Annotated in this window: 13 protein-coding genes and 1 other annotated feature; of the genes, 9 read left to right on the top strand and 4 right to left on the bottom strand. The window is 61.4% G+C overall.

All coding sequences use genetic code 11. From position 1 onward, the window contains the following. Positions 1-119: 119 nt before the first annotated feature. Together CLV41_RS24435 and tal are read right to left on the bottom strand one after the other, a co-directional pair. Complete coding sequence (locus tag CLV41_RS24435) at positions 120-590, bottom strand: 6,7-dimethyl-8-ribityllumazine synthase (protein WP_408014285.1); 471 nt, start codon at positions 588-590, stop codon at positions 120-122. A 132-nt stretch (positions 591-722) separates the two neighbouring features. Next, positions 723-1,679 carry a transaldolase gene (gene tal, locus CLV41_RS24430; RefSeq protein ID WP_103225104.1) on the bottom strand — a complete coding sequence of 319 codons (957 nt, stop codon included), beginning with the start codon at positions 1,677-1,679 and terminating at the stop codon, positions 723-725. 350 nt (positions 1,680-2,029) lie between these two features. Continuing rightward, positions 2,030-2,087, top strand: a sequence feature (sul1 is cis-regulatory element that is thought to sense ions involved in sulfur or methionine metabolism; They are found in Alphaproteobacteria). 66 nt (positions 2,088-2,153) lie between these two features. Here tal and CLV41_RS24425 point away from each other — a divergent pair. Together CLV41_RS24425 and CLV41_RS24420 are read left to right on the top strand one after the other, a co-directional pair. After that, the gene (locus CLV41_RS24425; protein ID WP_103225103.1) at positions 2,154-3,644 is read left to right on the top strand and encodes a SulP family inorganic anion transporter; all 1,491 of its coding nucleotides are present in this window, start codon (positions 2,154-2,156) and stop codon (positions 3,642-3,644) included. A 10-nt stretch (positions 3,645-3,654) separates the two neighbouring features. Next, positions 3,655-4,509 carry a universal stress protein gene (locus CLV41_RS24420; protein ID WP_103225102.1) on the top strand — a complete coding sequence of 285 codons (855 nt, stop codon included), beginning with the start codon at positions 3,655-3,657 and terminating at the stop codon, positions 4,507-4,509. 231 nt (positions 4,510-4,740) lie between these two features. On the opposite strand, the gene CLV41_RS24415 is transcribed toward CLV41_RS24420, so the two are convergent. Both CLV41_RS24415 and CLV41_RS24410 read right to left on the bottom strand, forming a co-directional pair. Next, a complete protein-coding gene (locus CLV41_RS24415) occupies positions 4,741-5,664 on the bottom strand; it encodes a response regulator transcription factor (protein WP_208987712.1) in 924 nt (307 codons plus the stop codon). Continuing rightward, the gene (locus tag CLV41_RS24410) at positions 5,651-9,064 is read right to left on the bottom strand and encodes a hybrid sensor histidine kinase/response regulator (RefSeq protein ID WP_103225100.1); all 3,414 of its coding nucleotides are present in this window, start codon (positions 9,062-9,064) and stop codon (positions 5,651-5,653) included. The genes CLV41_RS24415 and CLV41_RS24410 overlap by 14 nt, the downstream gene beginning before the upstream one ends. Before the next feature lie 529 nt (positions 9,065-9,593). Between CLV41_RS24410 and urtA the strand changes: the two genes are divergently transcribed. The 7 genes from urtA to CLV41_RS24375 all read left to right on the top strand — a co-directional run bounded on the left by urtA (position 9,594) and on the right by CLV41_RS24375 (position 16,221). Then, complete coding sequence (gene urtA / locus CLV41_RS24405) at positions 9,594-10,772, top strand: urea ABC transporter substrate-binding protein (RefSeq protein ID WP_235867246.1); 1,179 nt, start codon at positions 9,594-9,596, stop codon at positions 10,770-10,772. 199 nt (positions 10,773-10,971) lie between these two features. Beyond that, positions 10,972-11,898 (top strand): urea ABC transporter permease subunit UrtB, encoded by a 927-nt coding sequence (gene urtB / locus CLV41_RS24400; protein ID WP_103225098.1) that lies wholly within the window; start codon positions 10,972-10,974, stop codon positions 11,896-11,898. A gap of 10 nt (positions 11,899-11,908) precedes the next feature. After that, entirely contained in the window at positions 11,909-13,078 is a 1,170-nt protein-coding gene (gene urtC / locus CLV41_RS24395; RefSeq protein WP_103225097.1) for an urea ABC transporter permease subunit UrtC, read from the top strand. 12 nt (positions 13,079-13,090) lie between these two features. Continuing rightward, positions 13,091-13,846 carry an urea ABC transporter ATP-binding protein UrtD gene (gene urtD, locus CLV41_RS24390; RefSeq protein ID WP_103225096.1) on the top strand — a complete coding sequence of 252 codons (756 nt, stop codon included), beginning with the start codon at positions 13,091-13,093 and terminating at the stop codon, positions 13,844-13,846. A gap of 9 nt (positions 13,847-13,855) precedes the next feature. After that, on the top strand, positions 13,856-14,545 hold the full coding sequence (gene urtE / locus CLV41_RS24385; RefSeq protein ID WP_103225095.1) for an urea ABC transporter ATP-binding subunit UrtE: 690 nt from the start codon (positions 13,856-13,858) through the stop codon (positions 14,543-14,545). Between the two features lie 62 nt (positions 14,546-14,607). Then, complete coding sequence (gene fmdA, locus CLV41_RS24380) at positions 14,608-15,837, top strand: formamidase (protein ID WP_103225094.1); 1,230 nt, start codon at positions 14,608-14,610, stop codon at positions 15,835-15,837. Positions 15,838-15,846: 9 nt separating this feature from the next. Then, positions 15,847-16,221 (top strand): FmdB family zinc ribbon protein, encoded by a 375-nt coding sequence (locus CLV41_RS24375; protein ID WP_103225093.1) that lies wholly within the window; start codon positions 15,847-15,849, stop codon positions 16,219-16,221. Positions 16,222-16,314: the final 93 nt, after the last annotated feature.

Raw genomic sequence — 16,314 nt, 5'->3', positions numbered from 1 at the left:
AACCGCACCCCGAGTGCTGTCCCGGACTTGATCCGGGACCACCGGCGGCTCCGGATCAAGTCCGGGGCGGCCGACGGGTGATAACCAGAGTCGGGCAGTCTCCGCGCGGAAGCAACTGGTTACGCGCCGAGCTGCGCCACCAGATCGGCCGCGCTGACTGCGGCGTCCGCGGCTTCCCTGCCCTTCTTGACGAAATGCTCGCTGAAAAAGCCTTCATGGTCACTGGTCGGCTGGAAATGATGCGGCGTCAGGGAGACCGAGAGCACCGGAACGCCCGACTTGAGCCCGGCATCCATCAGTCCTGAAACGACCGCCTGAGCGACAAAATCGTGGCGGTAGATACCACCGTCGACGACAAGCGCAGCGGCGGCGATAGCGTCGTATTTTCCCGTTTCGGCCAATTTGAGCGCAATGAGCGGCATTTCGAAAGCGCCTGGAACATCGAAGCTTTCCACGTCGGCCTCCGCATCCAGCTCCGACAGTCTCTGCTTGAAGCCCTCGAACGCCTTGTCGACGATGTTCGCGTGCCAGCGCGCCTTTATGAAGGCGAATTTCCTGGTTCTGCTCAAAGATCCCGTTCCTTTTTGCATGTTTCTTGAGGTTTGCTGTGCGCCCAGCCGGGTCAGCGCCCCCCTTAATGTTTAACGCCGGAAATTGCCGCCGCGCAATTTGAAAGCCGCGGTCCGCCGGAACGGACACGCGGCTTCAGGCAACGTCCATCGTCAGGCGGCGGAAGCCTTCATGCGCTCCGCCACGAGGGTGATCAGCGTCTTGTGGTCCTTGTCGAAGTTGCGGATGCCCTCGGCGAGTTTTTCGGTTGCCATCGGGTCCGCGTTCATCTGCCAGCGGAACGCCGCCTCGCCCATTTTGACGGGAGCGACGCCCGTGGCGTTTTCCGGCGACAGCACCCTTTTCAATTCGGAGGTATCGTTTTCCAGCTCGGTCAACAGCTTCGGCGCAATGGTCAGGTTATCGCAACCCGCCAGGGCCTTGATCTGCCCGGTGTTGCGGAACGAAGCCCCCATCACGATGGTGGAGATGCCGTTGGACTTGTAATAGTCGTAGATCGAGCGGACCGATTTGACACCCGGGTCTTCGTCGGGCGCATAACTGTCGCGCCCTTCCGCCTTCTTGTACCAGTCGGTGATGCGGCCGACGAAGGGTGAAATCAGAAAGGCGCCGGCATCGGCGCAGGCCACCGCCTGAGCCATGGAAAACAGCAGCGTCAAATTGCAGTCGATGCCCTCGCGCTGCAGGATCTCGGCGGCGCGGATGCCTTCCCAGGTCGAAGCGAGCTTGATGAGGATCCGTTCCTTGCCGACGCCGCGCCTGTCGTATTCGGCGATGATCGCGTGTGCCCGCTTGACCGAAGCTTCGGTATCGAAAGACAGGCAGGCATCCACTTCCGTCGAGACACGGCCCGGCACCAGCGTCGTCAACTCTGCGCCGATGGCGACCGTCAGGACATCCGTGACCTGCTCCGGCGAAAGGCCGTTTTTGCGCCCGGTTTCGATCTCACGTACGATCAGGGCTTCCGATGCCGGGTCCTTGAGCGCTCCCAGCACCAGCGACGGGTTCGTTGTGCAATCCACCGGTGCAAAGGCCTTTACAGCCGCAACATCGCCGGTGTCCGCGACAACGACCGTCATGTTTCTGAGTTGTTCAAGCACACTCGCCATTTTAAGCCTCCAAATTCAACATCATTATGCGTCAACGCATGTGCCCGAAGCACGATCCGCGTCTTTGCCCACAAACGCCATCACACGGGCGCTGTTGTCAAATCTTTCCTGATCTTTGCACATGGAGGAAGGAACGCAGCACCGGCAAAGCCGACCTCGCGGGGAAAATTTTACCCTTGGACAACCAGGCAATCCACCCTTCATTGCAGGAAGGATTGCCATGATATCATCATAGCCGTTTGGTGAAAGAAGCCAGGGTCCTCCTGTCTGAACGCTGGTGCGGGCCGTCGCGGTTCCGGCCCTTTCAAGACTTGGCTTTTGCACTGCAACACGCTATGAGATCCGGATCACACGGACCCGGGTGAGATTCCCGGGTGGCTCTTCCGGCCGCCTATCCGCCGGACAACCCGAAACATTATCTTGAACCACCGTAGCCGGAAATGCCGCTCCGGATGACAGGACTTTGGGCTGTTTATGATCTCCTTTACTCAATACAAAAACCAATGGACGGGCAACGTCCGGGCGGACCTGCTGTCGGGCCTCGTCGTCGCGCTCGCCCTGATCCCGGAGGCGATCGCCTTCTCCATCATCGCCGGTGTCGATCCGAAGGTCGGCCTGTATGCCTCCTTTTCCATTGCCGTGCTTGTCGCCATAACCGGTGGCCGTCCGGGCATGATCTCGGCGGCGACCGCCGCGACGGCGGTGCTCATGGTGACGCTGGTCAAGGATTACGGACTGCAATATCTGCTTGCCACGACCGTTCTTGCGGGTCTGCTGCAGATCGGCGCGGGATTGCTGAAGCTCGGATACGTGATGCGGTTCGTTTCCCGCTCCGTCATGACCGGTTTCGTCAACGCGCTTGCGATCCTGATCTTCATGGCGCAGCTGCCGGAACTGGATCCCTCGCGCGTCCCGCTCCTGACATTCGCTCTCGTGGCCGCCGGTCTGGCGATCATCTATCTGTTCCCGCGCGTGACCAAGGTCATCCCCTCGCCGCTGGTCACGATCATCGTGCTGACCGTCCTGTCGATCGCCTTCGGCTGGGACGTGCGCACCGTCGGCGACATGGGAGAACTCCCGGACACGCTGCCGATATTCCTGCTCCCGGACATCCCGCTGACTTTCGAGACCCTGCAGATCATCTTCCCCTATTCGCTCGCCGTCGCAGTGGTCGGCCTGCTGGAAAGCCTGATGACGCAGCAGATCGTCGACGATCTCACCGATACGCCTTCCGACCGGAACCAGGAATGCATCGGCCAGGGCATCGCCAACACGGCGACCGGCTTCATCGGCGGCATGGCCGGTTGCGCCATGATCGGCCAGTCGATGATCAACGTGAAATCCGGTGGACGCGGACGCCTGTCCTGCTTCGCCGCCGGCGTCTTTCTCCTGTTCATGGTGGTCGTTCTGGGCGATCTCGTCGGCCAGATCCCCATGGCGGCCCTGGTGTCGATCATGATCATGGTGTCGATCGGGACATTCTCGTGGAGTTCGATCAAGAACCTGAAGGAACATCCCCGCTCGTCTTCCATCGTCATGCTGGCGACGGTGTTCTTCGTGGTCTACACCCACAACCTTGCCATCGGCGTGCTCGTCGGCGTGTTGCTCTCGGGCCTGTTCTTCGCCTGGAAGATCTCGCAGATCTTCCGCGTGACCACGACGATCAGCCCGGACGGGCGCCACCGGACCTACCGGATCGCTGGACAGCTGTTCTTCGCCTCTTCGGAGGATTTCATGAAAGCGCTCGACTTCAAGGAAGCCGCTGAGAAGGTGACGATCGATGTCAGCCGCGCCCATATCTGGGATATCTCATCGGTCGCCGCACTCGACATGGCAGTCCTGAAATTCCGCCGGGAAGGCGCGGAAGTGGACATCGTCGGAATGAACGAGGCATCGGAAACCATCGTCGACAGCCTTGCGATCCACGACAAGCCGGGCGCCATGGAAAAACTTCTGGGGCATTAGGGAGGCTCACATGACAACAGGCACATTGATTGCCCTTGTGGACGGTTCGAAATATTCGCAAAGCGTCTGTCACTACGCGGCATGGATCGCGAAGCGGATCGAGGCCACGGTCAAGATCTATCACGTCCTCGGACGCCGTCAGGGTGTCGACCGGCAGGATCTCAGCGGAGCAATCGAACTCGGCGCACGCTCCCACATTCTGGAGGAGTTGAGCGAACTCGACACAAGGCGCGCCAAACTCGCACACGCCCAGGGCCGGGCGATCCTCGAAGATGCCCAGGCAATCGTCGAGGCCGCCGGCGTGAGCGTTGAGACGCGGCTGCGCCAGGGCGATCTTGTCGAGACCGTCCTCGCCAAGGAAGACACCGGCGACATGATCGTCATCGGCAAACGCGGCGAAGCGGCCGACTTTGCCAAGCTCCATCTCGGGTCGAACCTGGAGCGTGTCGTCCGCTCCAGCAGCAAGCCGGTCTTCGTCGCCAACCGCGAGTTCAAGCCGGTCAGCAAGGTCCTGATTGCCTTCGACGGTGGACACTCCTCGCTGAAGGCAGTGGACTATCTGGCGCGCAACCGGCTGCTTGCGGATCTGCCGGTCGCGCTGGCGTTCGCGGGAGTGGAAACCCCGGACATTCGCAAGGCCCTCGAAAACGCGAAGTCAACTCTGTCGGCCGGCGGTTTTAAAGCCGAAATCCTCATCGAGAACGGCAAGCCGGAAAACACGCTCGGCAAGCTGGTCGAGGAAAAGGGCTTCGATCTGGTCGTCATGGGGGCCTACGGGCATTCCCGGATCCGCAGTCTGATCATCGGCTCGACCACTTCGGAGATGATACGCACCTGCAAGGTGCCGATCCTGCTCATGCGTTGAACGGAATACACGGTGCGGACAACGCAACTCCGGCAGGCGGACGGCGGTTCCTTTCCGCATTCCGCCGCCGCGATCATCGTATGATCGGTGTTCCGATTTACCGAAACATCCGGAATGCATGCCGGGACAGCACTCGGCCTCCCGGGCGGAGCGCCCGATGCGGCACCACATCGCCTCATTCGGTCTATGTGTTCACCAACGGCAACGCGCCGGGGCAGGTTCTGGCCGGCTTCACTGCTCCAGCAGCTTCCTGAGGGACAGGATGGCCGCCGACGTGCGGTTCTCGACGCCCAGCTTGCCGAAGATCCGGTCCAGGTGCTTGTTGACCGTCCTCGGGCTCATCTCCAGGATCGCGGCGATTTCCTTGTTCGACTTGCCGTTCGCGATCCAGCTCAGGACTTCCGCCTCGCGCTCCGTCAGATTGAAGGCCGCCTTCAGCACGTCCGTCGGCTCGCCCCCGGCCACCTCGACGACCCTTAAAAGGTGCTCCGTGGTGCTGATCACACCCGCATAGCTGAACCTCAGTTCGCGTCCGGACATGCTGGCGACGGTGTCCCGGCCCATCTGCGGCGCCTTGCCGGAATCGAGCAGAAGCTGGCGCAGCCACTCGACCGTCGGCGCCGGAAGTTTCCCGCCTGAGGCGGTTTCGCCGGCCGGACGCCCTTCGACCAGTTCGAGGGCCTGGGGCGTCGCCCAGCAGATGTTGCCGGACAGGTCGACCGACAGGAGGAACCGGCCTGAGGCATCCAGCGCGACATGGGCGCTGTGGGAATTGCGGGCATTCGAAATATGCACCCGCAGGCGGGCGATCAGCTCCTCCGGGTCTACGGGCTTGGTGATGTAGTCGACGCCGCCCGCCTCCAGCCCGCGAACGATGTGTTCGGTCTCGCTCAGTCCCGTCATGAACAGGACCGGCACGTCCCGAAGGGCCTCGAAGGCCTTCAGCCGCTTGCTGGTCTCGAAGCCGTCGAGTTCGGGCATGACGGCATCCATCAGGATCGCGTCCGGGGTCACCCGCCTGGCGATATCGAGCGCCTTCCTTCCGTCCTGCGCCACAAGCACCGTGTAACCGGCTTCTTCCAGCGCATCCGTCAGCATGCCCAGAGAGGACGGCGTATCGTCGACAACGAGCACGGTCTCGCTAGGAGCATTCATGATCATGTCCGAGTCTCTCCAGTAGCTTGTCATATCGGGTCAGGTCGAATTCGCGGATCAGCTCCCGCATGTGGGTGACGAAATCAGCCGCATGCGGCTCATGCGCCTCGATGTCGTCCAGCTTGGCCCGGATGCCGCGCACATAGCCGATGCTGCTGAGCTGTTTCAGCATGCCGAGGCTTTCCACCGACGGCAGCGCGGAGCTTTTGAAATCCGGAGCACCTGCCGGTGCATTCTCCAGCAGCGCAAACCGGTTCTGAGCCTCATCCGTGCGCCAGACCAGTTTCAGCGCCAGGTGCAGTTTTTCCAGCAGCTCGTTCAGGCGCACGGGTTTGACCAGATAATCGTCGTGGTAGATCCGGTGCAGCGGATCGCGGCCGCTGTCGTCCGCATTCGCCGAAATCATGATGATGACCGCATCGCCATGGCCGCTGTCGCGCAGCTTGCGCGCCAGCCGCCAGCCGCTCATCCCCGGCATGCTGATATCCAGCAGAAAGGCGTCCGGCTGCTCGCCGGCGGCCATCTCGAGACAGGCCTGGCCGCCCGGAGCCGTGAGGACCTTGAAACCGAGCGGCGTCAGGACGTCCCTGATCAGGGTCCGCTGCGTGGGGTCGTCATCGACCACCATGACCGTCTGGACGGGACCGTGATAGCCGACGATACGCTTTTCGGCTCTGACGGCTCTGGCCGGAGCCTCCGCCGCGCTCAGGAGCATGCGGACCTTGAAGCGGCTGCCCTTGCCCGGCTCGCTTTCCACCTGGATGTCCCCGCCCATGACCTCGCTGAGCAGTTTGGTGATGGTCAGCCCGAGCCCGGTGCCGGGCACGGAAACCTGGCCTTCCTCCTCGATGCGCTCGAAGGGATTGAAGATCCTCTCCAGATTTTCAGGGGCGATCCCGATCCCGGTGTCGATCACCGAGAACTCGGCCACCTGGCTGTGATAGGTCACCTTCAGGCTGACACTTCCGCCATCCGTCCATTTGATCGCATTGGACAACAGGTTGATGAGAACCTGGCGCAGCCGCTTTTCGTCGCCGAACACATAGACCGGCAGGTTATCCGCCGGCACGAAACTGAACCGCAGCGCCTTGGCATCGGTCTGCAGCCGGAACATGTCGACGATCTGGGTCAGGAATTCATGCAGGTTGAAGCGCTCCCGGTAGATCGTCAGATGCCCGGCCTCGATCTTGGAAATATCCAGCAGCCCTTCGATGAGGCCGGCGAGATGGTCGGCTGAATGCTGTATCACCTTGACCGCGTCGCGCCGGTGCACCGGGATCGCCGGATCCTTGCGCATGAGCTGCGCATAACCGGCGATCGCGTTGAGCGGCGAGCGCAGTTCGTGGCTGATCCCCACCACGTAGCGGCTCTTCGCCTCGTTGGCGGATTCCGCCGCCTCCTTGGCTTTCTGGAGCTTGGCGTCCGTGCGCTTGTGCGCCCTGATCTCGCGCATCAGCAGGCTGGTCTGGCGGCGGGTCTCCTCATTGGCGAATTTGCGGCTTTCGTGAACCAGCACGAACAGCCAGGCCATCACGCCGGAAATCACCAGAAGAATGAAAAACACCTGGGTGAGCGCCCGCCCGATTCCCTCGCGGCTGGCATCCGCGCCGAGTGTGTTCGCCTCGACAAAGACCAGCGACAGGATCGCCCCGAGCGACAGCGTGACGATCGTCATCACGGAAAGATAAATGCCGAGACGCGAACTGATCCACCCCGCCACGTCCGTCGGCAACAGGGCGTGCAGCAGCGCCTTCATCTGGTCGCCGATGCGCGCGTTTTCCTTGCAGTCGTCCTCGCAGCGCGCGTCCAGGGAACAGCACAGCGAGCAGATCGGACCCGAATAGACCGGGCAATGCGCCATGTCCTCGCTCTCGAAGGAATGCTCGCAGATACAGCAGCGCAGGGACAGTTTCTGCGCTTCCACGCCTTGTGCGGCAGGCTCCGGCTGGCGGGCGATATAGTATTTTCCCTTGGTCGCATAGGCGATCAGCGGCGCCAGCACGATGGCGACGGCAAGGGCGATATAGCTGGCAAGCGCGTGGGCGGTCTGGCCGAACACGCCGGAATAGGCGACCAGCGCGGTCAGGCTGGCAAGGATCATCGAACCGAGCCCGACCGGATTGATGTCGTAAAGGTGGGCGCGTTTGAACTCGATATGACGCGGGCTCAAACCGAGCGGCTTGTTGATCACCAGATCGGCGAAAAGCGCGCCTATCCAGGCGACCGCCACCACGGAGTAGAGCCCCAGCGTGCGTTCAAGCGCCTTGTAGACGCCCAGCTCCATCAGCGCGAGGGCGATCACCACGTTGAAGACCAGCCAGACCACCCGGCCCGGGTGGCTGTGCGTCAGGCGGGAGAAGAAATTCGACCAGGCGATCGAGCCCGCATAGGAATTGGTGACGTTGATCTTGATCTGGCAGACGATCACGAAGATCCCGGTCAGGGCGACGGCCATTTCCGGGGTCGTCGCCCTGGTGAAGGCGACCAGATACATATGTGTCGGCTCGACGGCCTTGTCGGGGCTGAGTCCGCTCTGCAGCGCGACCACCACCAGGAAGGATCCGAACAGCAGCTTGATGGCCCCGATCACGATCCAGCCCGGCCCCGCCGCCAGCATGGCCAGCCACCACTTGAGCTTCTGCCCCTGCCGTTTTCTCGGCAGGAAGCGGAGAAAATCCACCTGTTCGCCGATTTGGGCGATCAGGGAAAACAAAACGGCGCTGGCGGCCCCGAACAGCAGCAGATCGAACCGGCCGCCCTCATCCCCAAAGCGCCCCGAAAAACTCTGCCAGTCCTCCAGCGGCGCGAGACCCTGCCAGGCCAGAAACGCGAAGGGCAGGAGTTGAAGCACGATCCAGACCGGCTGGGTATAGATCTGCAGACGGCTGATGAGGGTGATCCCGTAGACCACCAGCGGAATGATCACCAGTGTGCAGACCAGATAGCCGATATTGACCGGCACGCCGAAAAACAGGTCCAGCGCGGTGGCCATGATCGCCGCTTCCAGCGCGAAGAAGATGAAGGTGAAGCTGGCATAGATGAGCGAGGTGACCGTCGAGCCGATATAGCCGAAGCCGGCCCCGCGGGTCAGCAGATCGATATCGACCCCGTATTTCACCGCGTAGAACGCAATGGGCAGCCCGGTGATGAAAATGATCAACCCGACCACGAGGATCGACGAGACCGCATTGGTGAAGCCGTAATTACAGGTGATGGAGGCCCCGATGGCCTCCAAGGCAAGAAAGGATATGGCGCCAAGCGCGGTATTGGCGACCCAGACCGGAGACCAGCGGCGCGCACTCTTCGCGGTAAAGCGCAGGGCAAAGTCTTCCAGGGTCTGGTTGGCCACCCATTGATTGTAGGTTCGACGTAAGCGGACCACCCGCTGATGACTTGCCATTCACCCCCACCTGACGCTCAGGTCGTTCGATGCGGAGCCTATCGATTGTGCACCGCAACCATCATTCATGCAAAAGCCGCTTATTCTCCCGGCAAAACCGGCAGAAACATCCAGCCTCAACGCGTTTCCGCGGTTTGTTTTGCAATATTCATGCCTCTTTGGTGCGATTTTTCAGGAAAAAGTCTAAAATTATCGATTTTAGATCAGAATATTCAGTTTCTCCAAAGAAGAGAAACGAGAATTAGAAGAATAACCAAGAATACATTATGAATTTTCACTCTCTCTTCGCTTCGCAAACTTTAAATTATTTCACAGACAGCGTGGTCGCGAAATAAGTCAATTAACCCACAGCAACTGACGCATTGCGGCAGCGCACAATTTCAGACGAGCCTTGAGCCATGCGGAGATGCCGGCCGGCACTCTGCTTCAACCTCAAACACGGAGGGGTCCAAGAATGCGACGTCTGAAAGACTTGATTGAAAACCGGCTCTCCCGCCGGTCTGTCCTGTCGGGGACAGCCGCCGCGGCGATGCTGGTCACTGCGGGCGCCATTGCGCCGGCATACGCCGATGACGTGAACACGACAGGTCTCGCGGTCACCGAAGACACGGTGAAAGTCGGCATCCTGCATTCCGTCACCGGCACCATGGCGATTTCCGAAACCGGATCGGTACAGGCCGAAAAGCTCGCGATCGAACAGATCAACGCCATGGGCGGTGTCCTCGGACGCAAGATCGAATTCATCCAGGAAGACGGTGGCTCGGACTGGCCGACTTTCGCTGAAAAAGCCAAGAAGCTTCTGGTGAGCGACAAGGTTGCCGCGGTCTTCGGCTGCTGGACCTCCGCCTCGCGCAAGGCCGTCCTGCCGGTCTTCGAGCAGTATAACGGCATGCTCTACTACCCGACCTTCTATGAAGGCCTCGAGCAGTCGCCGAACGTGATCTACACCGGCCAGGAAGCCACCCAGCAGATCATCGCCGGCATCGACTGGGTCGCAAAGGAGAAGGGCGCCAAGAGCTTCTACCTGCTCGGTTCCGACTATATCTGGCCGCGCACCTCCAACAAGATCGCCCGCAAGCACATCGAGAAGCTGGGCATGAAAGTCGTGGGCGAGGAGTATTATCCGCTCGGCCACACCCAGTTCAACTCGGTCATCAACAAGATCAAGCTGAAGAAGCCGGACGTGATCTACGCGATCGTCGTGGGCGGTTCCAACGTTGCCTTCTACAAGCAGCTCAAGGCGGCCGGCATCGACATGACCAAGGAGAAGCCGGTTCTGCTCACCATCTCGGTGACGGAAGACGAAATCCGCGGCATTGGCGGGGAAAACATCGATGGCGCCTATGCCGCGATGAAATACTTCCAGTCCCTCGACAATGAGAACAACAAGGAATTCGTTGCCGCTTTCAAGGAAAAGTGGGGCGACGACATCGTCATCGGCGATGTGACCCAGGCCGCCTATCTCGGCCCCTGGCTCTGGAAGGCGGCTGTCGAAAAGGCCGGAAGCTTCGACATCGACAAGGTGCGTCTGGCCTCGCCCGGTATCGAGCTGACCACGGCACCGGAAGGCTATGTCCGGGTGCATGAGAACCATCACCTGTGGTCCAAGACCCGCATCGGCCTGGCCAAACCCGACGGGCAATACGAGCTGGTCTATGAAACCGCGGACCTGATGGAGCCGGATCCGTTCCCGGAAGGCTACCAGTAAGGCCTGGTTGATCTCCCCCCCGGGCAGGCCCTGGGGAGGTCCAAGGGAGGAACCACCCGCTCCATCAAGGCGGGTCACACCCGGGGCGCTGCTCGGATGCAGCCTGCGCGGCGCCCCACTCCGACACCGTTCCAGAATTTCTTCCCGAAAGAGGGGCGCAGGTTCGCAACGCCGGCCCCGCAGCATGGAGACGCGCGCAATGTTCGCCGATTACACATGGACAGAACTCGGGTCCATTTTCGCCATGCAGGGCTTTGCCGGACTGATCCTGTTTTCCGTGTTCGTCCTGATGGCTCTGGGTCTTGCAATCATTTTCGGTCAGATGGGCGTCATCAACATGGCTCACGGCGAGTTCATGATCCTCGGCGCCTATGTCACCTATCTGTGCTCCAACTTCGTCGAAGCGTTTATCCCCGCACTGTTCGGCGTCTATTTCTTCTTCGCCATGATCCTGGCCTTTTTCGCCGCCGGAGCGCTTGGAGCGCTGGTGGAATGGTCGCTGATCCGGCATCTCTACCGCAGGCCTCTCGACACGCTGCTGGCCACCTGGGGCCTCAGCCTCATCCTGCAGCAGGCCTACCGCTCGATCTTCGGCGCACGCGAAGTCGGTGTGACGCTGCCCAACTGGCTGCTCGGCTCGGTGCCGCTCAGCGACATCATTGAAATTCCGATCAACGGGATCTTCGTCATGGTGCTGACGCTGGTGATCGCGGTCAGCGTCTATTTCCTGATGTTTCGCTCGCGTACTGGCATGCAGTCCCGGGCCGTGGTGCAGAACCGGGTTATGGCAGGCGCCGTCGGCATCAACACGGAGAGGGTCGACCGCATGACCTTCGCCCTCGGTTGCGGCATCGCCGGCGTGGCAGGCAGCGCCTTCACCATGATCGGATCCACCGGACCGACCGCCGGCCAGCTCTATATCGTCGACACCTTCCTGATCGTCGTCTTCGGCGGCGCGGCCAGCCTGCTCGGCACCATCGCCTCCTCCTTCGCCATCAGCCAGGCGCAGTCGACGATGGAGTTCTTCCTCTCCGGTTCGATGGCCAAGGTTCTCACGCTCCTGACCGTGGTCGGCATCCTGATGCTGCGCCCGGAAGGCCTGTTCTCCCACAAGATCCGCCGCTGAGGAGGTTTCCATGACCAACGTTAAATCCTTCATGGCGCGACAGGACATCCTTGCCCTTCTCATCCTGGCCGCGGTGCTTTTCGTCGTCATGCCGATGTCCATGGACATTTTCAGGCTCAACCTGTTCGGCAAATATCTGACCTATGCCTTCGTCGCGATCGGTCTGGTGCTGTGCTGGGGCAAGGGCGGTATCCTCAGCCTCGGCCAGGGCGTCTTCTTCGGCCTCGGCGGTTACTGCATGGCCATGTATCTGAAACTGGAATCCTCCACCCCGGAGGCGACCGCCATCCAGTCCACACCCGGCATTCCGGACTTCATGGACTGGAACCAGATCACGGAACTGCCCTGGTTCTGGGAACCTTTCAACAGCCTGACCTTCACGCTTGTAGCGATCCTCGTCGTCCCGGCGCTGTTTGCTTTCGTCATCGGCGCCGCGATGTTCAAGCGCCGCGTGGGCGGGGTCTATTTCGCCATCATCACCCAGGCGATCGCGGCAATCCTGACGATCCTGATCATCGGCCAGCAGGGCTACACCGGCGGCGTCAACGGCATCACCGATCTCAGGACACTGAAAGGCTGGGACATCCGCACCGACGAGGCCAAATACATCCTCTACTACGTCAACGGCGCGCTGCTGATCGGCGTTCTGGTGCTCTGCCAGTTCGTGCTGCAGAGCAAGCTCGGCCGGCTTCTCGTGGCCCTGCGCGACAAGGAGGACAGGGTCCGCTTTTCCGGCTACGACGTCGCCAACTTCAAGATATTCGTTTTCTGCTTCGCCGCCGTCCTCTCCGCCATCGGCGGGGCCATGTTCACGCTGCAGGTCGGCTTCATGTCGCCCTCCTTCGTCGGCATCGTGCCCTCCATCGAGATGGTGATCTTCTGCGCGGTCGGCGGCCGCCTGTCGATCTTCGGCGCGGTCTACGGAACGCTGCTGGTCAACTGGGCCAAGACCACCTTTTCTGAAACCTTCCCGGAACTCTGGCTCTTCGGCCTCGGCGCTCTCTTCATCGCCGTGGTGCTGGTGTTCCCGAACGGTCTGTCCGGTCTCTACCGCAGCTATCTGGCGCCGCATGTCGACCGCTGGATCTTCCGCAAACCTCCGGCGGGAGGCTTCACCGGCGCCGGTCCTCTCGACACACCGGCGTTTGAACCCGAACCCGCCGCCAGGCCCGCAGAGTAGGAGCGCACCCCGATGAACACCGTTACCAACAACACGGACTTCCTGCTCGCCATCGAAAACCTGACGGTCTCCTTCGACGGTTTCAAGGCGGTCAACGACCTCAATCTTTATGTCGACGAGAACGAGATCCACGTCATCATCGGCCCCAATGGCGCCGGCAAGACCACCGTCCTCGACCTGATCTGCGGCCGCACCAAGGCGACGGACGGCTCGATCAAGTTCCGCAACAGGGAGCTGACCGAGATGCGCGAGCATGAGATCGTCCGCGAAGGGGTCGGCCGGAAGTTCCAGAACCCGTCGATCTACGAGGACCTGACCGTCTTCGAGAACCTGGAGATCTCCTTCCCGCGCGGCCGCAGCGTGTTCGGCGCGCTCGCCTTCAAGCGCGATGCCGAAGTCATCGACCGCGTCCACGAAATCGCGGCGATGGTGTTCCTGAAGGAGCTTCTGGACACCCAGGCCGCCTTTCTCAGCCACGGTCAGAAGCAGTGGCTGGAAATCGGCATGCTGCTCATCCAGGACCCCGAACTCCTCATGCTGGACGAACCGGTTGCGGGAATGAGCGTCTCGGAACGCAAGCAGACCGCGAAACTCCTCAACGAGATCACCAAGGGGCGCTCGGTGATGGTTGTCGAGCACGACATGAAATTCGTCGAGGACATCGCCCACCGCGTCACGGTCCTGCATCAGGGCAAGATCCTCTCCGAGGGCTCCATGGCCAAGGTGCAAGCCGACCCGAAAGTCATCGACGTCTATCTGGGACATTAGGAGAGAGCCATGCTGAATGTTGCGCATTACCACGTCGCATATGGCCAGAGCGAAGTGCTGCACGGGCTGGATTTCACGGTCGCACCTGGCGAGATCATCGCCATCATGGGCCGCAACGGCATGGGCAAGACCACGCTGATGAAATCGCTGATGGGCATCGTTGCGACCAGCAACGGCAACGCCGCCGTCGATGGCGTCGACATCACCACGCTCAAAAGCTACGAGCGGGTCGCCAGGGGCATCGCCTATGTGCCGCAGGGCCGGATGATCTTCCCGACCATGACGGTCGAGGAGAATATCGAGACCGGCCTCACCATCAGCGGGCGAAGCAAGGTGCCGGGGGACATCTACGAACTCTTCCCGGTGCTGCTCGACATGAAGGGCCGGCGCGGCGGCAACCTCTCCGGCGGCCAGCAGCAGCAACTCGCCATCGCCCGGGCGCTGGCCACCAATCCCAAGGTCCTGTTGCTGGACGAGCCGACCGAAGGCATCCAGCCGTCGATCATCCGCGAAATGGCCCGCGTGCTCAAACGCATCCGTGACGAGCGCGGCCTTTCCATCGTCGTGTCCGAACAGGTCCTGTCCTTCGCGCTCGATGTCGCCGACCGCGTCCTCGTTCTGGAAAACGGCAAGCTCGTCCATGACGAACCGCGTGCCGATGTCGACGAGGCGAAGGTCTCCGCCTTCCTGTCCGTCTGAACCGGAGCTTTCAAAGTTCAACCGCGCTCGACAACACGGCGCATTTTCAAGAGGAGAACCCCATGGCTGATACGCTGATCTCGGTAGACTTGAGCGAGTCTCCGCATACCAACGAGAAGATCCACAACCGCTGGCATCCGGATATCCCGATGGCCGTGTGGGTAGAGCCGGGCGACGACTTCAAGATCGAGACCTACGACTGGACCGGCGGCCAGATCAAGAACGACGACGATGCCGCCGACGTGCGCGACGTGGAACTGGAACAGGTGCACTATCTGTCAGGCCCCATCGGCGTCAAAGGAGCCGAGCCGGGCGATCTTCTGGTGGTCGACATTCTCGACATCGGCGCCAAGGAAGAGATGCTCTGGGGCTTCAACGGCTTCTTCTCCAAGCAGAACGGCGGCGGTTTCCTGACCGAACATTTCCCGCAAGCGCAGAAGTCGATCTGGGACATCGAGGGCATGTTCACCCGGTCGCGCCACGTACCGGGCGTCAACTATGCCGGGCTGATCCACCCCGGCCTGATCGGCTGCCTGCCGGACCGCAAGATGCTCGACACCTGGAACGAGCGCGAGACGTCTCTCTTCAACACCGATCCGGACCGCGTTCCTGCCCTTGCCGCCCTGCCAAACACCCAGTCGGCGCATATGGGCCAGATGAAAGGCGAGGCAAGGGACAAGGCCGCCGCGGAAGGCGCCCGCACCGTGCCGCCGCGCGAACATGGCGGCAACTGCGACATCAAGGATCTGTCCCGCGGTTCGAAGATCTACTTCCCGGTCTATGTGGACGGGGCCGGTCTCTCCATGGGCGACCTGCACTTCAGCCAGGGCGACGGCGAGATCACCTTCTGCGGCGCCATCGAGATGGCGGGCTGGCTGCACATCCGTGTGACGCTCATCAAGGACGGGATCGCCAAATACGGCGTCAGGAACCCGATCTTCAAGCCCTCACCGATCACGCCGAAATACGACGACTACCTGATCTTCGAAGGCATTTCCGTCGACGAGGCCGGCACCCAGCATTACCTGGACGTCCATATCGCCTATCGCATGGCCTGTCTCAACGCCATCGAATACATGAAGAAATTCGGCTACACCGGCGCCCAGGCCTACGCCATTCTCGGCACCGCCCCGGTGCAGGGACATATCTCCGGAGTGGTCGATATCCCCAATGCCTGCGCTACCTTGTGGCTGCCCACCGACATCTTCGAATTCGACATGATGCCGGGTTCGGACGGGCCGGTGAAACATCTCGACGGGTCCATCGACGTGCCGCTGGCACCGGATCTTTAAGGAGCACCCATGCCGGTCTATGACTATCTCTGCGCATCCTGCGGACCGATCACCGCCCAGCGGCCGATGTCCGCGCATGCCGATCCTATCGAATGTCCGGCGTGCAGGCAGGAGGCCCCCAGGGCCCTCCTGCGGGCGCCGAACATGCCGGGTCTTTCAACAGAACAGCGCTCGGCCCATGAGCGCAACGAGGTCGCCCGCCACAACCCGGCCTTCTCGACCAGATCCGGACGGGAGGACCGGGCGAAGGAAGCCCGCAAACGCCATCCGTCCGGGTGTTCCTGCTGCTCGGGCGGCAAGGGAAACTTCCGCTCCAGCGCGGTCTACAAGGCCGACGGCAGCAAGACCTTCCCCTCAAAACGGCCATGGATGATCAGCCACTGAAACAACAGGCGCCCGGTCGACAGCGACCGGGTGCCGGGCCTTCCGTGCTTTTCCCCAGCAACCAGAAATCAGTCCGACGCAAACACAACACCT

The organism is Roseibium marinum (assembly GCF_002906165.1).
Taxonomy (GTDB): domain Bacteria; phylum Pseudomonadota; class Alphaproteobacteria; order Rhizobiales; family Stappiaceae; genus Roseibium; species Roseibium marinum.
The sequence above is the reverse complement of the archived record's forward strand: the minus strand, read 5'-3'. Positions and strand labels throughout refer to the sequence as shown.

Excerpts from the sequence above, each read along its gene's own strand:
- CLV41_RS24420 (WP_103225102.1), top strand. The coding sequence starts at position 3,655 with ATGACAACAGGCACATTGATTGCCCTTGTGGACGGTTCGAAATATTCG.
- urtC (WP_103225097.1), top strand. The coding sequence starts at position 11,909 with ATGACCAACGTTAAATCCTTCATGGCGCGACAGGACATCCTTGCCCTT.
- CLV41_RS24415 (WP_208987712.1), bottom strand. The coding sequence starts at position 5,664 with ATGAATGCTCCTAGCGAGACCGTGCTCGTTGTCGACGATACGCCGTCC.
- tal (WP_103225104.1), bottom strand. The coding sequence starts at position 1,679 with ATGGCGAGTGTGCTTGAACAACTCAGAAACATGACGGTCGTTGTCGCG.
- urtB (WP_103225098.1), top strand. The coding sequence starts at position 10,972 with ATGTTCGCCGATTACACATGGACAGAACTCGGGTCCATTTTCGCCATG.
- urtE (WP_103225095.1), top strand. The coding sequence starts at position 13,856 with ATGCTGAATGTTGCGCATTACCACGTCGCATATGGCCAGAGCGAAGTG.
- urtA (WP_235867246.1), top strand. The coding sequence starts at position 9,594 with ATGCTGGTCACTGCGGGCGCCATTGCGCCGGCATACGCCGATGACGTG.
- CLV41_RS24425 (WP_103225103.1), top strand. The coding sequence starts at position 2,154 with ATGATCTCCTTTACTCAATACAAAAACCAATGGACGGGCAACGTCCGG.
- urtD (WP_103225096.1), top strand. The coding sequence starts at position 13,091 with ATGAACACCGTTACCAACAACACGGACTTCCTGCTCGCCATCGAAAAC.
- CLV41_RS24375 (WP_103225093.1), top strand. The coding sequence starts at position 15,847 with ATGCCGGTCTATGACTATCTCTGCGCATCCTGCGGACCGATCACCGCC.
- CLV41_RS24410 (WP_103225100.1), bottom strand. The coding sequence starts at position 9,064 with ATGGCAAGTCATCAGCGGGTGGTCCGCTTACGTCGAACCTACAATCAA.
- CLV41_RS24435 (WP_408014285.1), bottom strand. The coding sequence starts at position 590 with ATGCAAAAAGGAACGGGATCTTTGAGCAGAACCAGGAAATTCGCCTTC.
- fmdA (WP_103225094.1), top strand. The coding sequence starts at position 14,608 with ATGGCTGATACGCTGATCTCGGTAGACTTGAGCGAGTCTCCGCATACC.